The following is a 21,145-nucleotide window of genomic DNA, read 5'->3' as shown; positions in this document are numbered from 1 at the left end:
AGGCGCAGTCCCTTGTGCAGCCGGGCCGCACACAGGGCTGTGTGCGGCTTTACGGTCGAAATACGACCCGGCTTTAGTTTTTCTTGACTTCCTTGAACTCGGCGTCGACCACGTCGTCTTCCGGCTGGCTTGCGCCACCCGCCGACGCACCCGCACCTGCCGCGCCCGCTGCCGCAGCTTCGGCACCTTGCGCTGCCTGCATGTCGGCGTACATCTTCTCGCCCATCTTCTGCGAGGCCGTGGCCACCGCTTCGATCTTGGCTTCGATCGCGGCCTTGTCGCTCGAACCGCTCTTTAGCGCTTCTTCGAGGTCCTTCAGCGCGGATTCGATCTTTTCCTTCTCGCCGGCATCCAGCTTGTCGCCGTATTCGGTGAGCGCCTTCTTCGTGCTGTGAACCAGCGCGTCGCCCTGGTTGCGGGCATCGGCCAACTCACGCAGCTTGTGATCTTCTTCCGCGTTCGCTTCGGCGTCCTTCACCATCTTTTCGATCTCGGCTTCGGACAGACCCGAGTTCGCCTTGATCGTGATGCGGTTTTCCTTGCCGGTCGCCTTGTCTTTCGCGCCGACGTGCAGAATGCCGTTCGCGTCGATGTCGAAGCTCACTTCGATCTGCGGCGTGCCGCGCGGTGCCGGCGGGATGCCTTCCAGGTTGAACTCGCCCAGCAGCTTGTTGCCGGCTGCCATTTCGCGTTCGCCCTGGAACACCTTGATCGTCACGGCGCCCTGATTGTCGTCGGCCGTCGAGTAGACCTGCGCGTGCTTGGTCGGGATCGTGGTGTTCTTGTTGATCATCTTCGTCATCACGCCGCCGAGCGTTTCGATGCCGAGCGACAGCGGGGTCACGTCGAGCAGCAGAACGTCCTTGCGGTCGCCCGACAGAACCTGGCCTTGAATCGCGGCGCCAACGGCCACGGCTTCGTCCGGGTTCACGTCACGGCGCGGATCCTTGCCGAAGAATTCCTTGACCTTTTCCTGCACCTTCGGCATGCGGGTCATACCGCCGACCAGAATCACGTCGTCGATTTCGCCGACCTTCACGCCTGCGTCCTTGATGGCCACGCGGCACGGTTCGATGGTGCGTTCGATCAGCTCTTCAACCAGCGCTTCCAGCTTCGCACGCGTAATTTTCAGGTTCAAGTGCTTCGGACCCGACGCGTCGGCCGTGATGTACGGCAGGTTGATTTCGGTTTGCTGGCTCGACGACAGTTCGATCTTCGCCTTTTCAGCCGATTCCTTCAGGCGTTGCAGCGCGAGCACGTCTTTCGACAGATCGACGCCTTGTTCCTTCTTGAACTCGCCGATGATGTAATCGATGATGCGCTGGTCGAAGTCTTCACCGCCGAGGAACGTGTCGCCGTTCGTGGACAGCACTTCGAACTGCTTTTCACCGTCGACATCCGCGATTTCGATGATCGAAATGTCGAAGGTGCCGCCACCCAGGTCATACACCGCGATCTTGCGGTCGCCCTTTTCGTTCTTGTCGAGGCCGAACGCGAGCGCAGCGGCGGTCGGTTCGTTGATGATCCGCTTCACTTCCAGACCGGCGATGCGGCCTGCGTCTTTGGTAGCCTGGCGCTGGCTGTCGTTGAAGTACGCCGGAACCGTGATCACAGCTTCCGTGACCGGCTCGCCGAGGTAGTCTTCAGCGGTCTTCTTCATCTTGCGCAGCACTTCCGCGGAGATTTGCGGCGGCGCCAGCTTCTGATCGCGCACTTCGATCCATGCGTCGCCGTTATCGGCCTTCATGATCTTGTACGGCATCAGGCCGATGTCTTTCTGCACTTCTTTTTCTTCGAAGCGGCGGCCGATCAGGCGCTTGACCGCGTACAGCGTGTTCCTCGGATTCGTGACCGACTGACGCTTCGCAGGCGCGCCGACGAGAATCTCGCCGTCTTCCATATAAGCGATGATCGACGGCGTGGTGCGCGCACCTTCCGAGTTCTCGATCACCTTGACCGAATTGCCTTCCATGATCGCCACGCACGAGTTGGTCGTGCCGAGGTCGATGCCGATAATTTTGCCCATTTTTACTAATCTCCTAACTTTGATCGCTGCGGGAAGCGCCTTTTTTGCCCATGCGGCAGCAAGGCACTCCGCTCTCAATTCATACCTGCACTCAACATAAGTGCGTCCGCATCGTTTTCAAGACCTCTTTTACGATACGGTCTTTAATTTTTTTCAATCAGCCGAACTTTTTCCGCTTTTGTCGCCACCTGGCGCAACGCCGTCCGCGTCGGCCACCCGGATTTTTTCCCGTGCAGCCGCGACGGCCGCCTCGAACTGCCCAACGCCGTGCCAGCCGGTTGCCCGGCCGAGCCGTTTGCCACGATGGAAGAAGAACCACTTGGGCACCCCATGAAGCGAGAAGCGGCGGCCCAGTTCGCGGTGCTCGTAGACGTTGCTGTGAAACCATCTGAGACCGAGCGCGCGAATCGCGTCCGGCTGCGCCAGCATTGCCTTCTTGGCGATCTCGCAGTTGAAGCAGTCGAGACCCCAGAAAAACACCACGGCCAGTTGATCCCCGGCTTCGGCCAGCCCTGCGTCGAACGACTCGACGCTCAGCTCCCGCATGTCGAACGCGGCAAACGCGGTGGCGTCGACGGGAATGTTGGCCATGACGGGTGCGTGCCGGCGCGAGACGGCCTGTGGCGCTTACTTCGGCTGCGCGACGGTCACGAGCGCCGGACGCAGCACGCGGTCGGCGATCACGAAACCCTTTTGCAGCACGGCGACAACCGTGTTCGGCTCCTGCTCGGCCGGCACCATCGAAATGGCCTGATGGCGGTGCGGATCGAACTTCTCGCCGACCGGGTTCAGGGCGACGACGCGGCCCTTTTCCAGCGCGCCGGTAAGTTGGCGCAGCGTCAGTTCGACGCCTTCGCGCACCTTCTGCAGATCGTCGGACGAGTGAGCGACCGCCGCTTCCAGACTGTCGACTACCGGCAGCAAATGCTCGGCGAAGCTTTCGATCGCGAATTTATGAGCCTTGGCCACATCCTCCTGGGCACGGCGGCGCACGTTTTCGGTCTCGGCCTTCGCCCGCAGGAAGCTCTCCTGCAGTTCGGCGATCCTGGCTTGGGCTTCAGCCAGCTCGGCCTCGACGCCGGCAACCGGCGAATCGGTGGCAACGGCTTCGGCCGCGACCGCGTCCTGCTGGGGTGCTGCGGCCTCGGCGGCCTGGCGCGCGGTTTCGTCGGCGGGCGTGGGATTCTGGCTCGTCGGGTTCTCTTGCGTGTTTTCCATGTCGCTGAAAGTCGATAAAAAGTAAAAACCAACGGTGGCGGCAGCGCCCCAAAGCTGGCGCAGTTTGTGCGTTGCAAAATTGCGACAACAACTGGGGGACGCGTTACCGCGTATCGAAACGGCAGATGGGGCCTGAAAGACCCATTTCAAGCGCATCTCCCGGAACTTTTCGCACGACAGACTTACCGTGGAAATGCCCGGTTACAACCATTATCGCGCCGCAATCAGATTGAGATTGAGTACGCACGACAAGTGGCCTATGCTCCATTAAAGCATCGGAAAAGACGCGTTAACCCTAATCTGACGTAAGCCTTTCCGACATTTTGCAATTCCAACCGATTAGCCTGTTTCCGTCCTGCACCATCTTCCCAAGGGGAGTACCGTGAAACTGACCTTTGCAATATCGGTGGTCGCATTGGTACTGATCGCGGGCACCACGACCATCTGCATGTCCGGGGCCGTCAACGATCACACCACCGAATATGGCGGTGTGCACGCGACGATGGAACAGCTGTTCAATCCCCACCTGAAAATTTGTCGATGATGCGCCGGTCACGCTTGGTCGGCCGGCCGTGCAAAGCGGCGGCCGGCTCGCGATACGTCTTGCGCCGCTCCTGCTCGACCTGCCGCTTCGCCCTGCTCTCCCCGGTTTCCGCATAAAGCGTCTGCGCAACGCTCGCCGGGCCGCGCACGTCGCACACGCCCAGCACTTCCACCTGCCAGACAATCCGCTCGATCTCGATTTCGACCAGGTCGCCGACACGTACGTCCTTCGCCGGCTTGACGCTGGCGCCGCCGATGCGGACGTGGCCTTTGTCGACCGCATCCGCCGCCAGCGAGCGCGTCTTGAAGAAACGCGCTGCCCAGAGCCATTTGTCGATGCGCAGCTTTGCGCCCGGTTCGGTTGAAACCTTGTAATTCATGAGCCTGCCTGCGCCCCCGCCGTATTCGGCACAGGCACCGCCTGCACCGGCCAGCCCTGCAAATTCTGCGCAACGATCTCGCCAAGCGCGGCAATCCACGCCTGCGAGGCATTGACGCAGGGAATCCGGTGAAACTCCTTGCCGCCGGCATGCAGAAACTCGTCGCGCACTTCCATGCCGATTTCCTCAATCGTTTCAAGGCAGTCGGCGGTGAAGCCCGGACAGAACACGTCGGCCCGCCGCACGCCCGCCGCGCCCAACTCCTTCAGCGTCGGCGCGGTGTACGGCTGCAGCCATTCGGCTTGACCAAAACGCGACTGGAAGGTAATCCGGCATTCCACCTGCGTCAGTTCCAGCGCATGCATCAACAACGCGCCGGTTTGCTGGCACTGCTCGTGGTACGGATCGCCGAGATCGAGCGTGCGCTTGGGCACGCCGTGAAAACTGAGCACCAGCTTGTCGCCCGCCGCGAAGTCCGGGCGGCCGTGCTGATGCCAGTAGTGGTGCACCTGCGCGGCCAGTGCGGCGATGTACGCCGGATGATCGGCATACTGGCGCACCGTGCGGATTTCCGGTTGATTGCGCATCCGCTTGAGTGCCGAAAATGCGTCGTCGAAAGCCGTGGCCGTGGTCGACGACGAGTATTGCGGATACATCGGCATCAGCAGCACGCGCTCGGCGCCCGCCAGTTTCAGCTGGTTCAGCATGGCCGGAATACCTGGCGTGCCGTAGCGCATCGCATAGTCGACCAGCACCGTGTAGTCGTTCAATTGCAGCAAATGGCGCAAACCCTCCACCTGCTTCTCCGTATACACGCGCAGCGGCGAGCCTTCAGGCATCCAGACAGCCGCGTACTTCTTTGCCGACGCACGGCCGCGGGACGGCAGAATCAACAGCCGCAGGATCACCTGCCAGATCAAAGCGGGAATTTCGACCACTCGCGGATCGGACAGGAACTGCGCCAGATAGCGGCGAACCGCGCGCGGCGTCGGTGCGTCGGGCGTGCCGAGATTGATCAGCAACACGGCGACACGGTGCGACGTGGCGTTCTGCGAAGGCCGCTCGAGGTCGAAGCGCATAGGCAACAGGGAGTACCGCGCAAGGCGGAGAGTCGGTTTCAGGTGGGATTCATTATAGCGGCGTGGTCCATTGCGGGGTCCGCCTCGCCCCCTGGCCATTCGGCCGATTGGCAAGCTGCGCGCCGTCACGCATCATTTGCAGCATGAAACGCCGCGGCCAATGCTTACTGCTGGCTGAGAGTCAGCGAAAGCAGGCGGGCGGTGATGTCGACAATCGGTATCACCCGGTTGTAGGCCATGCGAGTGGGCCCGATCACGCCGAGCGTGCCGACAATCTTGCCGTTCACCTCGTACGGCGCGGTGACGACGCTCATTTCCTCGATCGGCACGAGATTCGACTCGCCGCCGATGAAAATCTGCACGCCCTGGGCGTGGCTCGAAACATCGAGCAACTGAAGGAGACTGGTCTTTTGGTCGAACACATCGAACAGCTTGCGCAGCCGCGCCATGTCCGACGACAGGTCGGCGACCTCGAGCAGATTGCGCTCGCCGGAGATCAGCACGGTCTCGCCGGTGTCGGATTCGTCGGTACTGGCCGTGACGGCGGCGTGCATCAGCGTGGTCATGTCGCCGCGCAGTTCGTCGATCTCTTCGCGCAGGCGCCGGCGCACGTCGTCGAACGACAGGCCCGCGAAGTGCGCATTGATGTAATTGGAGGCTTCAACCAGTTGCGACGGGGAGAAGTCGCGCTGGGTCGCCATGATGCGGTTCTGCACGTCGCCCTCGGGCGTCACGATGATCAGCAGGATGCGCTTGTCGGACAGGCGCATGAATTCGATCTGCTTGAACACGTGGCTGCGCCGCGGCGTCAGCACCACGCCGGCGAACTGCGACAGGTTGGACAGCACGCTGGCCGCCGCCGCGACGATTTTCTGCGGCTCGCCGGCCTGCAGCGTAGTCTTGACGGTACGGGTGACGGCTTCCTCCTCGGCGGCGGATTCGACGGTGAGCATCGTATCGACGAACAGCCGGTAGCCGCGTGGCGTAGGAATGCGGCCCGCGGAAGTGTGCGGACTGATCACGAGCCCCAGGTCCTCGAGGTCGGACATCACGTTGCGGATCGTAGCCGGGCTCAATTCGAGCCCGGAATAGCGTGACAACGTGCGCGAGCCGACCGGCTGACCTTCGGCGATATAGCGCTCGATCAGCGTTTTGAGGAGGGTTTGTGCGCGAGGATCTAGCATGACGAAAAATTTTAGCTCAACGCCGCGACTATCGCGAGCGCTAACGGTGCTAACGGCGCCAACCGCGTCAGGCACTGCGCGAGGCACTAACCATCGAGCCCGCGGTCGGCGGGGCGGCGCTTTGCAATTGATCCCGCGCTTTGCCCCGCACTTCGCCGGCGCCCTGCCCGGCGAATCCATCGGTGGCGCGCCGACCGGCCGTAGCCCACGCGCGTGTCATCAAGACTTCACCATTCTAACGATAATCGTGCAACGCGCTGGCAGGCTGCGTTGGCCGGTCTGCTCCCGGGTCTGTCTGCGGTTCTTTTCAGGCCCTACCTATGGTGTAATGCCGGCATGCAAGTGACCAGCCAGTTCAAGACCGTCGCGCTCGTCGGGCGCAACAATACGCCGGGCATCGGCGAGCCGCTGACCGCGCTCGCCTCGTGCATCGCGAAGCGTGGCTTCGAGGTCGTATTCGAAGCGGAGACCGCCGCCGAAATCGGCATTGCCGACTATCCGGCGCTGCGTCCCGCCGAAATCGGCGCGCGCGCCGACGTCGCGGTGGTGCTCGGCGGCGACGGCACGATGCTCGGCATCGGCCGCCAGCTCGCGCCATACCGCACGCCGCTGATCGGCATCAACCACGGGCGGCTCGGCTTCATTACGGACATCCCGATCTCCGACATGAGCGAGATCGTGCCGCAGATGCTGTCCGGCAACTTCGAGCGCGAAGAGCGCATGCTGCTCGAGGCGCGCATCATGCGCGGCGGCAACCCGATCTATCACGCGCTGGCCTTCAACGACGTGGTGGTCAACCGCAGCGGCTTTTCGGGGATGGCGGAGCTGCATGTGTCGGTGGACGGCCGCTTCATGTACAACCAGCGCTCGGACGGCCTGATCGTCGCCACGCCGACCGGCTCGACTGCGTACGCGCTGTCCTCGCAAGGACCGATCCTGCATCCGCAACTGCAAGGCATCGTGCTGGTGCCGATCGCGCCGCACGCGCTGTCGAACCGGCCGATCGTGCTGCCGGACGACTCCAAGGTCAGCATCCAGATCGTCTCGGGCCGCGAAGTGAACGTCAATTTCGACATGCAATCGTTCACCTCGCTTGAACTGGGCGACACGATCGAAGTGCGCCGTTCGCGCCATACGGTGCCGATGCTGCATCCGGTCGGCTACAGCCACTACGCGACGCTGCGCAAGAAACTGCACTGGAACGAATACCCGTCGCACGAAGAAGATATATAAAGCCCTGAGCGGACCCGAACGAACCGGTACGACCGCCGCGGCCCGAAACTTTAAGCTCATCAGACGACCTCCATGCTTCGCCACCTCTCGATACGCGACTTCGTCATCGTCGCCGCGCTCGATCTCGAATTCGACGGCGGCTTTACCGTTTTCTCCGGCGAAACCGGCGCCGGCAAGTCGATCCTGATCGACGCGCTGGCGCTCGCGCTTGGCGCCCGCGCCGATGCGAGCGTGGTGCGCACCGGCGAGAGCCGGGCGGACATCACCGCCGAGTTCGAGACGCATGCGCAGGTCGAGCAATGGCTCGACGAGCAGGCGTTCGGCGCAACGGCGGACGATGGCCAGCACGGCGGCACCGTGATGCTGCGGCGCGTGGTGGATGCCAACGGGCGCTCGCGGGCGTTCATCAATGGCACGGCGGCCACGCTCGCGCAGTTGCGCGAAGTCGGCGAGATGCTGGTGGATATTCACGGGCAGCACGCGCACCAGTTGCTGATGCGCCCGGACGCGCAACGCGAGCTGTTCGACACGCACGCCGGTCTCACCGAAACCGCGGCAGCCGTGACGCGTGCGTGGCGCGCGTGGCGCGAAAAGATCCAGGCCGTCGAGCACGCGCAAACCCGCGACCGCGAGTTGCAACTCGAACGCGAGCGGCTCGCCTGGCAGCTCACCGAACTGGACAAGCTCGCGCCGCAGCCGGGCGAGTGGGAAGAGGTCAACAGCGAGCATCGGCGCTTATCGCATTCGGCCAACCTGATCGACGGCGTGCAGGGCGCGCTCAGTGCGCTGTCCGAATCGGATGAGGCGATGATCACGCATCTCTCGTCGATTGTCTCGAAGGTGCGCGATCTCGCGGAGATCGACCCGGCGTTGAACGACGTGCTGGCCGCACTCGAACCGGCCGAGATCCAGCTGCAGGAAGCGGCGTATTCGCTCAGCCACTACGCGCAAAAGCTCGAACTCGATCCGGACCGGCTCGCGCAGATCGAAAAGCGCCTTGACGCGTTGCACTCGGCCGCACGCAAATTCCGTTTGCAGCCGGAAACGCTGCCCGAAGAACACGAAGCGCGTCGCAAGCAACTGGCCGCGCTCGACGCCGCCGCCGATCTCGACAGCCTGCACGCGGCCGAAGCCAAGGCCAAGGAAGCCTTCCTCACCGAAGCCGCCAGGCTGTCGAAGGCGCGCGCCAAGGCCGGCAAGGCTTTGGGCGCGGCGGTGACCACCGGCATGCAGGAACTGTCGATGAAAGGCGGCAGCTTCGACGTCGCGCTGGTACCGCTGCCCGAAGGTGGCGCGCACGGTCTCGAACAGGTCGAATTTCGCGTCGCCGGTCATGCGGGCGTGCCGTTGCGGCCGCTCGCGAAAGTCGCCTCCGGCGGCGAACTGGCGCGGATCAGCCTTGCGTTGGCCGTGATCGCCAGCGCGGCAAGCCCAACGCCAACCTTGATCTTCGACGAAGTGGATACGGGGATCGGCGGCGGCGTCGCGGAAGTCGTCGGCCGCTTGCTGCATCAGCTCGGCCGGGCGCGCCAGGTGCTGTGCGTCACGCACCTGCCGCAAGTGGCCGCGCGCGGCGACCATCATTTCCAGGTGGCGAAAGCGGGCAACGGCAAGGGCGGCACGGTCAGCAGCGTGACCTCGCTCGACCGCGCGAGCCGTGTCGAAGAAGTCGCGCGAATGCTCGGCGGCCTGGAGATCACCGCGACCACCCGCAAACACGCGAAGGAAATGCTGGCGGCGTAGGCGGCAAGCGCGCCGGAAAGTCAGCCAAACACCCGCTTCCACAACGCCAGCACCGCCTCGCGCTCGCTTGCCACCGAAGCAGGATCGACTCGCGCCTTCTCCATCCCATCCAGACGCAGCCTGTGCTGCAACTTCCGATAGGTTCGATACGCCGCGCCCACCGTCTCCGCTTCCGCCTCGCTCATCAAGCCGAAACGCGACACTTCGCGCAGCAACGTGATATTGCCCGTATTGCGGATCAGTGCCGGATCGCTCGCCGCGTGCAGCAGCACCCAGTACTGCACGGTGAATTCGATATCGACCATCCCGCCGCGGTCGTGCTTCAGGTCGAAGAGCGCCGTATGGTTCGGATGTCCGGCCTCGACGCGCTCGCGCATCTCGACGATTTCCGCCGCCAGCGGCGCGGCCTCGCGCGGCGTCGTCAGCACCTGTTCACGGATTGCTTCGAATTGCGCGCCGATGCCGGCGTCGCCTGCGCAGTAACGCGCCCGGCTCAATGCCTGATGCTCCCAGACCCACGCGGTGTTGGCGGCGTCGCCTTCGCGCAGCTGATAACGGCGAAACGCGTCCAGATCGGTGACGAGCAGGCCCGACTCGCCGTTCGGCCGCAGCCGCAAATCGATGTCGAACAGGGTGCCGGCGCCGGTCGCGGTCGTCAGCCAGGTGATCAGGCGGCGCGTGTAGGTTGCGTAGACGTCCGCGGCGGCATCGTCGGGATCGTCGTAGAGGAAGATCACGTCGAGGTCGGACGCGTAGCCCAGTTCCTTGCCGCCCAGCTTGCCGTAGGCGATCACCGCGAAGCGCGGCACCTCGCGATGGCGTTTGGGCAACTGCTTCCAGACGGCTTCGAGCGTCACGTCGAGCACGGCGTCGGCGAGTTCGGACAGGCGGTCGCTCACGTGTTCGACGCTCAGCTTGCCGGCCAGATCGATGAGCAGGATGCGGAACACCTCGGCCTGGTGCGCATGGCGCAACAAGTCCATCTGCTGTTCGACGCCGTCGGCGGCGGCCAGACGCAGGCGCAGCGTGCGCTTGAACTCGAGCCAATCGAACGGACTGGCGATCGCTTCGTCGTCGAGCAGTTCGTCGAGCAATTGCGGGTGGCGAATCAGATAGCCGGCCGCCCAGCGCGAACCGCCCAGCACCGACAGCACCCGATGCAACGCCTGCGGATATTCGGTCAGCAACGCCAGGTACGCGCCGCGCCGGCTCACCGCTTCGAGCAGGTCGAAAAAGCGCGCCACCGTGTCGCCGCGCCGCCCGGCCGGCTCCAGCGTACGCGCGGCTTCCAGCGCGCGCTGCGCGACGATGTCGAAACGTTGCCGGCTGCGCTCGGCCAACCCCGCGTAACGCGACGACTGCCACACCGCGCGCAGCCGTGCCAGCAGATCGCCCGGTTCGGCCACGCCCAGTTCGGTCAGACGGGCCCGCAAGGCTTCGTCCGCGCTGTCGTCGGCGAGCGCGCTGCTCCAGACCCACGCTGCCGCGCCGTCCTCAGGTGCGCCGCAGCCGTCGCGGCCGCTCACCTTGTCGGCGAAAATCTGGTCGAACTGCTGTTCGACAAATTCGCGGTGGGCGTCGAGCTTCGCCATCAGCGCCGCGTAGTCGTCGCAACCCATCGCATGAGCGAGCGCCGCGCGGTCTTCGGGATCGACCGGCATCGCGTGGGTCTGCGCGTCGTTGCGGTATTGCAGGCGATGTTCGAGCTCGCGCAAGAAGCGGTACGCCTGCGAAAGCTTCACGCACACCGCCGTGTCGATCAGCCCGTGAGTTGCCGCGTGCCGCAGCACCGCGAGCGTCGGCCGCACGCGGAAACCGGCATCCTGGCCGCCGCGGATCAGCTGGAACACCTGGGCGCTGAACTCGATTTCGCGGATGCCGCCGCGGCCCAGCTTGATGTCGTCGGCCTTGTCGGGCCGCATCGACGCGCGGCGCTGCGCTTCCTGGCGAATCTGCAAATGCAGCGCGCGAATCGCGCTGATCACGCCGAAGTCGAGGTAGCGGCGATAGACGAACGGCGTGACGATCGCGTCGAGCTGCTTCTGCAAGCGCTGCGCGGCATCGCTCACGCCCTCGGACACGAGCCGCCCCTTGATCCACGCATAGCGCTCCCATTCGCGGCCCTGCACGTAGAAATACTCTTCGAGCATGCCGATGCTGCACACCAGCGGCCCCGAATCGCCATTCGGCCGCAGGCGCATATCGACGCGAAACACGTAGCCGTCGGCGGTCACTTCCGCCAAAGCGCCGATCAGGCGCTTGCCGAGGCGCGTAAAAAAATCCTGCACGGCGATCGGCGAACGCTGGCCACCCGCCGTCTCGCCGTCTTCCTCATAGATGAAGATCAGGTCGATATCCGACGACACGTTCAGCTCACGCCCGCCCAGCTTGCCCATCCCGACCACGCCCAGAGCGAGCCGCTCGCCTTGCGGCCCGCGCGGCTCGCCGTACAGCACTTCGAGTTCGGCGCACAGGACCGCCAGCGCGCGCCGGATCGTCGTCTCGGCCAGGTCGGTCATTGCGCCGGTGACTTCGGCGACATCCGCCTCGCCGGCCAGGTCGCGCTCCATCACGGCGCAAAACACCTCGGTTCGCAACTGGCGCAAAGCCCGTTTGAGTGCATCCTCGCTCAATGCGCCGCCGGCCGCCTCCGCCGCCTCGGCGCACAACATGTCGAAACGCGCGTCGATGCGTTCACGGCTGAGCGGCGCGGACGCCAGCGCCGCCACATGCGCCACGAGTTGCGGACGGGCCGCTGCGGCGCGTGCCGCGTAGTGTGAATAGCTGGAACTCAGAAGAGTGGCGTCAGTCATCAAGGGTCTGGCTCGCTCGTTGCTTTAGTTGCGTTGTTCAGTTCGCTGCGGCACAGGGGTCCGCCGGCCTCGCGCAAGTCGCAAGACGGCATGCAGACAGGGTTTGCCGGAAGTCCGCCGACACTATGCCGTGTGTTACATTTCGTCGTTAATTCGCAAAACTACCATACGCCTACCCGCCGCAGCATGTCCGAGCGAAACGAATCAGCCGACCCGCACGAAACCGGCCAGGTCCGGCCCGCGAGCGGAAGCGCACACGTCTTGCTGCATCGGACGTCCCACGTGGTGCTGGCGCTCGCACTCGCCCTCTACTTCATCGCGGCGGGTCTGTTTCTCGGTTTGCGGTACGTGCTGCTGCCGCGCATCGATTCGTTCCGGCCGCAGATCGAAGCCACCGTCTCCGACAAGCTGCACACTCAATTCACCATCGGCAAGCTGGCGCCGCATTGGAGCGGCTTTCAGCCGGGCCTCGACGTCACCGATATCGTCATCCGCGATCACGAAGGCAAGGCCGCGCTGACCATTCCGCACGCTACCGCGACGCTGTCATGGAAGTCGCTCTGGCAGTTTCATCCGGCGCTTTCCAGCCTGATCGTCGATCAGCCTGACGTGCTGGTGTCGCGCACCAGCGACGGCGTGCTTTCGGTGGCGGGCGTGCCGGTGCCGACCCAGCACAGCGGCAACGACACATTGTCCACCTGGCTATTGCGCCAGCAGGCAATCGTGCTGCGCGGCGGGGTCCTGCGCTGGCGCGACGCGCAACACGATGCGCCGGAGCTCGCGCTGCACGACATCCGCCTTGCGATTCTCAACGACGGCTACGATCACCGGCTCGCGCTGCAGGCGCCCGCCGAAGGCCAGGTCCTGCACGGCCCGCTTGATTTCCGCGCGCATTTCAAACATGCGCCGCTCTCCGCAATTGGCAAGCCGGTCAACTGGACCGGCCAGGTCTACGTATCGACCGGACCGGTCGATCTGCCGACGCTCGCGCGCTACGTCAATTTCCCGATCGAGACGTTTGCAGGCCGCATCGACAATGCGATCTGGGTCGACTTCGCCGATGGCCGCATGAAGTCGGCGGGCGGCCAGCTTGCCGGCACGGAGGTCGCGATGCGGGTGCGCCCTACCCAGCCCAGGCTGGTCGTGCCGGTCGCCAATTTCTCGTGGCGCCTCGAAGCCGACCAGGGCGACTACAGGCTGCAACTGAGCGATTTGCACGCCGAACTCGGCCAGCCGGCGCTCGACGACGGCACGCCGCTCACCCGCATCCTCGCGCTAACGACGCTGAACGGCCGCTACCGGACCGCCACGCTGCAGCATGGGCAACTCGTCAGCGTCAGCGGCGACCGCGTCGATCTGGGCATCCTCGCCGAATTCAGCCGCGCGCTGCCGTTGCCGACGCGTCTCCTGAACAGCCTTGTGCGCTTCAATCCACGCGGACTGGTCGCGAACTATGTGATCGAAGTCGAGCGCGGCAAACCGGAGTCCGGCGAAGCGGGCAGCGACCACCGGCCGAGCGGCGCCGAGCCGATCGAGCGCTATCGCTTCAAGGGCGATCTGCAAGGCATCAGCGTCGCCGCGCAGGAACCGCCGCCCGGGCTGACGGCGCGAAATCACCCGCGCGCCGGCATACCGGGCATCGAAAACCTGTGGGGCCACGTCGATGCCGACGAAAACCACGGCTCGGCGCTTCTCAACACGTCGAACGTCGCGCTCACGCTGCCAGGCGTATTCGACGATCCGCGCCTGAAGCTCGACCACCTGCATGGCCGCGCCGACTGGACCATCACGCCGAAAGCGCCAGGTGAGAACCACCGGGCGTTCGCTGTGAAAGTGGCCGACTTCGGCGTCTCCAACACGGACGTCGCGGCCATCGCCACGGCCAGTTACAGCAATCCCGGCCATGGGCGCGGCTCGCTCGATCTGAAAGCGGACTTCCAGCGCGCGCAGGTGACGCGCATCGTCCGCTATCTGCCGACCAGCATCAGCGAAAAACTGCGCATCTATCTGGGCCACGGGCTGCAAGCCGGCATGTCGCACGGCGCGACCATCGAAGTGCACGGCGACCTGACCCAATTCCCGTATTCGCGCGAGCCGACCGCGGGGCTTTTCCATATCGTCGCGCCGTTCAAGGGCGGCAAGTTCGACCCCTCGCCGTACCCGCCGCGCAAGATGAAGAACGGCACACCGAACGTGTGGCCGCCGCTGGACGGCATCGACGGCGTGTTCGAGCTCAAGCAGAACGTGCTGCGTTTCGATATCGACCGCGCGCATTACAAGCGCGTCGCGCTGACCAGGGTGAGCGGCAAGATCGACGACCTCGGCACCAAGGCGTCGAACCTCGTCATCGACGGCGACGGGCGCGGGCCGCTCGCCGACATGCTCGACTACGTCAACGAAAGCTCGCTCGGCATCATGTCCAGACACGCGACCGCGAAGGTGCGCGCCGAAGGACCCGCCGCGCTGGCGCTCAAGCTGACGGTGCCGCGCACGCCGAAACCGCATATCGCCGTGGAAGGCGCAGTCGGCTTTCAGAACAACCGCCTGACGGTCGAGAACGTGCCGCCGCTGTCGCAACTGAACGGCAAGGTGCGCTTCACCGAGCATACCGCGCAGACCGACCGGCTCTCCGGCCAGTTCATGGGCGGCGACGTGCACGCGAAAGGCGGATTGAAGCAGGACGGCACGTATGCGCTCGATGTCGGCGGCCATATCGCCGTCGACGCGGCGCGCGGTCTCAATCTGCATGGCCCGGCCGAGCAGGTGCTGACGCGCATGAGCGGCAGCGCGCCCTACGCGCTCAACGTGCGCGGCGCGAGGGGCCGGCTGCCGGAAGTCACGGCGAACTCCGATCTGACCGGCCTCGCGCTCGACTTCCCCGCCCCGTTCAACAAGCCGGTCGGCACGCCGATGCCGCTGCGCTTCGCCATCAGCCCTGCGGCCACGGCGAGCGAATCCGGTCTGGAACGCGCCGACCTGACCTTCGGCCCGATCGCCGCCGCCTATCTGCTGCGCTACCGGCCGAACACGCCGCCGGCCGTCGTGCTGGGCGCGGTCGGCGTGAACCGCCCTGCCGAGTTGCCGTCCGAAGGTGTGATCGCCGCCGTCGACGTCGAAGCGTTCGACGCCGACGCGTGGCGCGCGCTCGTCACGCAGATGCGCAATAAGGAGGCGCCCGCCGCCACGCCGAACAGCACTGTCGCGCAATTCCTGCCGAGCCGCTTCGCGCTGCACATCGGCACGCTGACGCTGCTCAAGCGCCACTGGGACAGCGTGATCGTCGGCGCGTCGCATGCCGAAGGCAAATGGCAGGCCAATATTGCGTCGAACCAGGTGTCCGGTCACGTTTCCTGGCTGCCGGGCGCCAACAAGGAATCGCCGGGCACGCTACAGGCGCGCTTCGCCCGCGTGGTGATTCCCTCGGCCACGGACAAGGATCTGCTCGGCCAGGCGATGTCGGCGCCGGCGCAGAACATGCCGTCGATCGATCTGGTGGTCAACGAACTGATCGTGCGCGATCACAATATCGGCCGCCTCGAAGTCGACGCGCACAATTTCGACGAAGACGGCGTGCCGGTCTGGCAACTCGACAAGCTCGACATCAGCAACCCCGCCGCCACGCTGACCGCCACGGCCAACTGGCGCACCTCGACGGGCTTGGGCAATACCGCCGACGAAGCGACACCGCGCCGTACCGTGTTCGATTTCAAACTCGACATCAAGGACGCCGGCGCGCTGCTCGAGCGCTTCGGCCAGCCGCGCACGCTCAAGGCCGGCAGCGGCACGCTGTCGGGCAAGATGGTGTGGCGCGGCGGCCCGACCGCAATCGACTATCCGACGCTCAACGGCAATCTGGCCGTCGATCTGCGCCACGGGCAGATTCTCAAGGTCGACCCAGGCGTCGCCAAGCTGCTGGGCGTGCTGAGCCTGCAAAGCCTCGCGCGCTTCGCCACGCTGAATTTCCGCGACGTGATCGGCGAGGGGCTGCCGTTCGAACACGTCACGGGCACCGGCCAGATCCATAACGGCATCGGCCGCACCGAGAACTTCGAGATGGTCACGGCGCCGGCGCGCGCCGAAATGAAGGGTTCGGTCGATCTGGCACAGGAAACCCAGGACCTGCACGTGGCGATCGTGCCGACCGTCAGCGCGGGCGCCGCGGTGATCGCCGCGACCGTGATCAATCCGCTGCTGGGTCTGGGCGCGCTGGTGGCCGATCTGGCGTTCAGCAAGTCGGTCTCGACGGCGTTTGCGCGCGAGTACGCGATTACCGGTTCGTGGTCGAAACCGCACATCGAGCGGGTGAAGAGCGATCGCGGTAAGATGGACGCTCCGGCTTCGACCGTGGAAGCGCACTGAGCCCTGTTTCACCAGATTGACGAATAGAGCGCGGTGCCGCGCCAGCGGCACCAGCCAGCCTTGATCGACGTACGCGGCGCGAGCGGTTGACGCCGCCGCCTTTGCCGGGAGTTGTTGGAAACGCTCATGAGCGAAACACACGTCTCTTCAACCTCGTCCACCGCCGCGTCCTCCGCGGCGTCCAGCGGATCCCCCGCAAGCGTATTTCGCGTCGCCGCGCTGCAAATGGTCAGCACGCCGGATCGGGAGCGCAATCTTGCCGAAGCGGAACGGCTGATCGCCGAAGCCGCCGCTGACGGCGCGCAACTCGTCCTGCTGCCTGAATACTTCTGCTTCATGGGCTTCAAGGACACAGACAAGCTCGCCGTGCGCGAACCCTACCAGGACGGACCGATCCAGCGCTTTCTCGCCGATGCCGCGCGCCGTCACAAGGTCTGGGTGATCGGCGGCACGCTGCCGCTGATGGCGCCGGAAGCCTCGCGCGTGCTGAACACCACGCTGGTGTTCGACCCGCAAGGCGCCGAGGCCGCGCGCTACGACAAGATCCATCTGTTCAACTTCGAAAAGGGCGACGAATCGTTCGACGAGGCGCGCACCATCTGCCCCGGCGGCGAAGTCCGCACCTTCGAGGCGCCGTTCGGACGCGTCGGTCTGTCGGTCTGCTACGATCTGCGCTTTCCGGAGCTGTACCGGCGCATGGGCGACTGCGCGCTGATCGTGGTGCCGTCGGCGTTCACCTACACCACCGGCCGCGCGCATTGGGACATGTTGCTGCGCGCCCGGGCGGTCGAAAACCAGTGCTACGTGCTGGCCGCCGCGCAAGGCGGCAAACATGAGAACGGCCGCCGGACATGGGGCCACAGCATGCTGATCGACCCGTGGGGCGAGATCGTCGCGGTGCGCGACGAAGGCGCTGGCGTGGTGGCCGGCAATCTCGAGCGTGCGCGCATCGACGAAGTGCGGCAGAGCCTGCCCGCCTGGCGTCACCGCGTGCTGAGTTGACCGATCCAAGTTAAAACCCGACATTGAAACTGCGGCGCCGCCCACTCATATAGTGACCGTGGCGCTAACCGAACCCTTCGTATCGAGCAGAACATACTTCGCATGAATATCATCGAACCCGGTATCCGTAATCTCGCCACCGCCAAGGACATCCTCCTGACGCCCTACGGTCTCGACGAATCCCTGCTCACCCGCACGCTCGCCGAAATCTTCACGCACAAGATCGACTACGCGGACCTGTATTTCCAGTTGACGCGCAGCGAAGCGTGGAGTCTCGAAGAAGGCATCGTGAAGTCGGGCAGCTTCAGCATCGATCAGGGCGTCGGCGTGCGCGCCGTATCGGGCGACCGCACGGCTTTCGCGTATTCGGACGACCTGTCGCCCGAAGCGATCCGTCAGGCGGCCATCGCCACCCGCGCGATCGCCAAGGCAGGGGGCGGCAAGCAGAAGGTCAAGGTGGCGTCGTCGCTGACCGGCATCGCCGGGCGTGACCTGTACCTGCCGTCCGATCCGCTGCATTCGCTCGACGCCACCGCCAAGGTCAAGCTGCTCGAACGCATCGAACAGATGGCGCGCGGGCGCGACCCGCGCATCCAGCAAGTGATGGCAGGCCTCGCCGGTGAATACGACGTGGTGCTCGTGGCGCGCAGCGACGGCGGCTTTGCGGCCGACATCCGGCCGCTGGTGCGCGTGTCGGTTACGGTGATCGCCGAACAGAACGGCCGCCGCGAAATCGGCAGCGGCGGCGGCGGTGGCCGTTTCGATTACGGTTACTTCACCGACGAAGTGCTGTCGCGCTATGTCGACGACGCCGTGCACGCGGCGCTGGTCAATCTCGACGCCCGTCCGGCTCCGGCTGGCGCGATGACCGTCGTGCTCGGCCCGGGCTGGCCCGGCGTGCTGCTGCACGAAGCGATCGGTCACGGTCTGGAAGGCGACTTCAACCGCAAGGGTTCGTCGGCATTTGCTGGGCGCATCGGCGAGCAGGTCGCTGCCAAGGGCGTCACCGTGGTCGACGACGGCACGCTGCCGAACCGCCGCGGCTCGCTCAATATCGACGACGAAGGCAACCCGACTCAGTGCACGACGCTGATCGAAGACGGCATCCTGAAGGGCTACATCCAGGACACGCTGAACGCGCGTCTGATGAAGATGCCGGTCACGGGCAATGCGCGGCGCGAGTCGTACGCCGCGCTGCCGATGCCGCGCATGACCAACACGTACATGCTCAACGGCGACAAAGACCCGCAGGAAATCATCGCGTCCGTGAAGAACGGTTTGTACGCGGTGAACTTCGGCGGCGGCCAGGTCGACATCACGAACGGCAAGTTCGTGTTCTCGGCCTCCGAGGCGTACATGATCGAAAACGGCAAGGTCACCTACCCGGTCAAGGGCGCCACGCTGATCGGCAGCGGCCCGGAATCGCTCAAATACGTCAGCATGATCGGCAACGACATGAAGCTGGATTCGGGCGTCGGCGTGTGCGGCAAGGAAGGCCAGAGCGTGCCGGTGGGCGTCGGCCAGCCGACGCTGCGGATCGACCGGATGACGGTTGGCGGCACGGCCTGATTTTCAGGTTCACGCATACTTCGTGCATTTCTCGCGCGAAGTATGCGGATTTCCCGCATTTTTACACCCCTCGGGTTGCCAGCCGAGCCTGCGCGGGTTATAAAGTCACTCACCCTTTTTGACCAGCGACCTCATTTCGCCATGTCCGCCAAGTTTTACTTTTACTTTTTTTGGTATCTCAGACCGCTGGCGGATCGAGAGGGGTGTTAGTGCATGCAGGACACCAGGAATTCCCGAAAAACCGCCAGCTAGCCTGGCGGTTTTTTTTCGCCTCACGCTTTCGAAATTTTGTCTTTGAAACTTTATTGATTGTCGTCCGCTCTGGCATCGCTGCCCGATTGCTTTCTGATCGCAGCCTTCGTTGCCTGCGCGAACACGCTACGAACCGATTCAGGAGAACAACCATGCCCCCGCACAACACCGACGATGTCCGCATCCGCGAATTGAAAGAACTCACGCCGCCCGCCCACCTGATCCGCGAATTCGCCTGCGACGAAACGGTGTCCGACGTGATCTACAACTCGCGCACGGCGATGCATCGCATCCTGCACGGCATGGAAGATCGTCTGATCGTCGTTATCGGACCGTGCTCGATTCACGACACGAAGGCAGCGATGGAATACGCCGGGCGTCTGGTCGAACAGCGCAAGCGCTTCGCCGGCGAACTCGAAGTCGTGATGCGCGTGTACTTCGAAAAGCCGCGCACCACCGTGGGCTGGAAGGGTCTCATCAACGACCCGCACATGGACAACAGCTTCAAGATCAATGACGGCCTGCGCACCGCGCGCGAGCTGCTGCTGCGCATCAACGAACTGGGCCTGCCGGCCGGCACCGAATACCTCGACATGATCAGCCCGCAGTATATCGCCGACCTGATCTCATGGGGCGCGATCGGTGCGCGCACCACCGAGTCGCAAGTGCATCGTGAACTGGCTTCGGGGCTGTCGTGCCCGGTCGGCTTCAAGAACGGCACGGACGGCAACGTCAAGATCGCCGTCGACGCGATCAAGGCCGCGTCGCAGCCGCACCATTTCCTGTCGGTCACCAAGGGCGGTCACTCCGCGATCGTCTCGACCGCCGGCAATGAGGATTGCCACATCATCCTGCGCGGCGGCAAGACGCCGAACTACGACGCGGATAGCGTGAACGCCGCTTGTGCCGACATCGGCAAGGCCGGTCTCGCTGCGCGTCTGATGATCGACGCGAGCCACGCGAACAGCTCGAAGAAGCACGAAAATCAGATTCCGGTGTGCGCGGATATCGGCCGCCAGATTGCGTCAGGTGACGAACGGATTGTTGGCGTGATGGTGGAGTCGCATCTGGTCGCGGGCCGCCAGGATCTGCAGGAAGGCTGCGCGCTGACGTACGGCCAGAGCATCACCGATGCGTGCATCGGCTGGGACGAAAGCGTCGCTGTACTGGAAGGTCTCGCCGAAGCGGTCAAGCAACGGCGCGTGGCGCGCGGCAGCGGCAACTAAAAGTCCTGTGCCATTGCTGTAATGGGTTCAGCAAAAAACCCGGCTCACCGAGCCGGGTTTTTTGTTAGCCAAACGGGACTAATGGTGCTTCATGAACCGTCTCTGTACCGTAACAACTCATCGCCGGCTTGACCCGGCTGGATGTTGCGTATAAGATTTTGTACATGAAAGGCGGCTATGGCGCAGGAAAAAGAAATTCGCTGGATGGGCTCCAGCTATCGCGATTTACTGGACTTTCCCGAAGAGCCGCGCCGTCAGGCCGGGTTTCAACCTGGCAAGATTCAGGCGGGTCTGGACCCTGACGACTGGAAGCCGTTTGATGCGATCGGCGCCGGAACGCGCGAGATTCGCATCAAGGAAGCGGACGGTATTTATCGTGTGATGTATGTGACAAAGTTCGTGGAAGCGTTGTACGTGTTGCACTGCTTTCAGAAAAAGACACAGAAGCTGGGGCCGCACGACAGGAACATTGCCGAAACGCGGTATCGCGCCATAGTCAACGATAGGAAAACTTAGCA

General features: G+C 64.3%; 15 protein-coding genes. 8 read left to right on the top strand and 7 right to left on the bottom strand.

The window, feature by feature from the left end:
• Positions 1-73 precede the first annotated feature (73 nt).
• The 3 genes from dnaK to grpE form a co-directional block, all read right to left on the bottom strand.
• Entirely contained in the window at positions 74-2,026 is a 1,953-nt protein-coding gene (gene dnaK / locus AC07WT_RS02630; RefSeq protein ID WP_492593977.1) for a molecular chaperone DnaK, read from the bottom strand.
• Positions 2,027-2,179: 153 nt separating this feature from the next.
• Positions 2,180-2,617, bottom strand: a complete 438-nt coding sequence (locus AC07WT_RS02625) for a thioredoxin family protein (RefSeq protein ID WP_494945939.1) — start codon at positions 2,615-2,617, stop codon at positions 2,180-2,182.
• Between the two features lie 36 nt (positions 2,618-2,653).
• Positions 2,654-3,244: a nucleotide exchange factor GrpE gene (grpE, locus tag AC07WT_RS02620; protein ID WP_492594016.1), complete on the bottom strand. Its 591-nt coding sequence runs from the start codon at positions 3,242-3,244 to the stop codon at positions 2,654-2,656.
• A gap of 382 nt (positions 3,245-3,626) precedes the next feature.
• On the opposite strand from grpE, the gene AC07WT_RS02615 reads away from it, so the two are divergent.
• Positions 3,627-3,788, top strand: coding sequence for a hypothetical protein (locus AC07WT_RS02615; protein ID WP_165848039.1), 162 nt, complete (start codon positions 3,627-3,629; stop codon positions 3,786-3,788).
• Here AC07WT_RS02615 and AC07WT_RS02610 read toward each other — a convergent pair.
• The 3 genes from AC07WT_RS02610 to hrcA all read right to left on the bottom strand — a co-directional run bounded on the left by AC07WT_RS02610 (position 3,760) and on the right by hrcA (position 6,430).
• Positions 3,760-4,167, bottom strand: coding sequence for an RNA-binding S4 domain-containing protein (locus tag AC07WT_RS02610; RefSeq protein ID WP_494945938.1), 408 nt, complete (start codon positions 4,165-4,167; stop codon positions 3,760-3,762). The two genes, AC07WT_RS02615 and AC07WT_RS02610, sit on opposite strands and share 29 nt — an antisense overlap.
• Positions 4,164-5,246 (bottom strand): ferrochelatase, encoded by a 1,083-nt coding sequence (gene hemH / locus AC07WT_RS02605; RefSeq protein ID WP_492593980.1) that lies wholly within the window; start codon positions 5,244-5,246, stop codon positions 4,164-4,166. Before hemH ends, AC07WT_RS02610 begins: the two co-directional genes overlap by 4 nt.
• Positions 5,247-5,410: 164 nt before the next feature.
• A complete protein-coding gene (gene hrcA / locus AC07WT_RS02600; RefSeq protein ID WP_492593981.1) occupies positions 5,411-6,430 on the bottom strand; it encodes a heat-inducible transcriptional repressor HrcA in 1,020 nt (339 codons plus the stop codon).
• 336 nt (positions 6,431-6,766) lie between these two features.
• Here hrcA and AC07WT_RS02595 point away from each other — a divergent pair, with 336 nt between their 5' ends.
• Positions 6,767-7,663: an NAD kinase gene (locus AC07WT_RS02595; RefSeq protein ID WP_494945937.1), complete on the top strand. Its 897-nt coding sequence runs from the start codon at positions 6,767-6,769 to the stop codon at positions 7,661-7,663.
• A 72-nt stretch (positions 7,664-7,735) separates the two neighbouring features.
• Positions 7,736-9,406 carry a DNA repair protein RecN gene (recN, locus tag AC07WT_RS02590; protein WP_494945936.1) on the top strand — a complete coding sequence of 557 codons (1,671 nt, stop codon included), beginning with the start codon at positions 7,736-7,738 and terminating at the stop codon, positions 9,404-9,406.
• Between the two features lie 20 nt (positions 9,407-9,426).
• Here the strand turns inward: recN and glnE are convergent, their stop codons facing one another.
• Positions 9,427-12,219, bottom strand: a complete 2,793-nt coding sequence (gene glnE, locus AC07WT_RS02585) for a bifunctional [glutamate--ammonia ligase]-adenylyl-L-tyrosine phosphorylase/[glutamate--ammonia-ligase] adenylyltransferase (protein WP_494945935.1) — start codon at positions 12,217-12,219, stop codon at positions 9,427-9,429.
• Positions 12,220-12,405: 186 nt separating this feature from the next.
• Here glnE and AC07WT_RS02580 point away from each other — a divergent pair, with 186 nt between their 5' ends.
• The 5 genes from AC07WT_RS02580 to AC07WT_RS02560 all read left to right on the top strand — a co-directional run bounded on the left by AC07WT_RS02580 (position 12,406) and on the right by AC07WT_RS02560 (position 21,143).
• The gene (locus tag AC07WT_RS02580) at positions 12,406-16,578 is read left to right on the top strand and encodes a YhdP family protein (RefSeq protein ID WP_494945934.1); all 4,173 of its coding nucleotides are present in this window, start codon (positions 12,406-12,408) and stop codon (positions 16,576-16,578) included.
• A gap of 126 nt (positions 16,579-16,704) precedes the next feature.
• Positions 16,705-17,580: a carbon-nitrogen hydrolase family protein gene (locus AC07WT_RS02575; protein ID WP_492593986.1), complete on the top strand. Its 876-nt coding sequence runs from the start codon at positions 16,705-16,707 to the stop codon at positions 17,578-17,580.
• 102 nt (positions 17,581-17,682) lie between these two features.
• The gene (gene tldD, locus AC07WT_RS02570) at positions 17,683-19,149 is read left to right on the top strand and encodes a metalloprotease TldD (RefSeq protein WP_494945933.1); all 1,467 of its coding nucleotides are present in this window, start codon (positions 17,683-17,685) and stop codon (positions 19,147-19,149) included.
• A 404-nt stretch (positions 19,150-19,553) separates the two neighbouring features.
• Positions 19,554-20,627 carry a 3-deoxy-7-phosphoheptulonate synthase AroG gene (aroG, locus tag AC07WT_RS02565; protein ID WP_115103789.1) on the top strand — a complete coding sequence of 358 codons (1,074 nt, stop codon included), beginning with the start codon at positions 19,554-19,556 and terminating at the stop codon, positions 20,625-20,627.
• A 177-nt stretch (positions 20,628-20,804) separates the two neighbouring features.
• Complete coding sequence (locus tag AC07WT_RS02560) at positions 20,805-21,143, top strand: type II toxin-antitoxin system RelE/ParE family toxin (RefSeq protein ID WP_494945932.1); 339 nt, start codon at positions 20,805-20,807, stop codon at positions 21,141-21,143.
• Positions 21,144-21,145 lie beyond the last annotated feature (2 nt).

Source organism: Paraburkholderia sp. GW821-FHT02A12, assembly GCF_059422005.1.
This window is presented reverse-complemented; position numbering and strand designations above follow the sequence as displayed.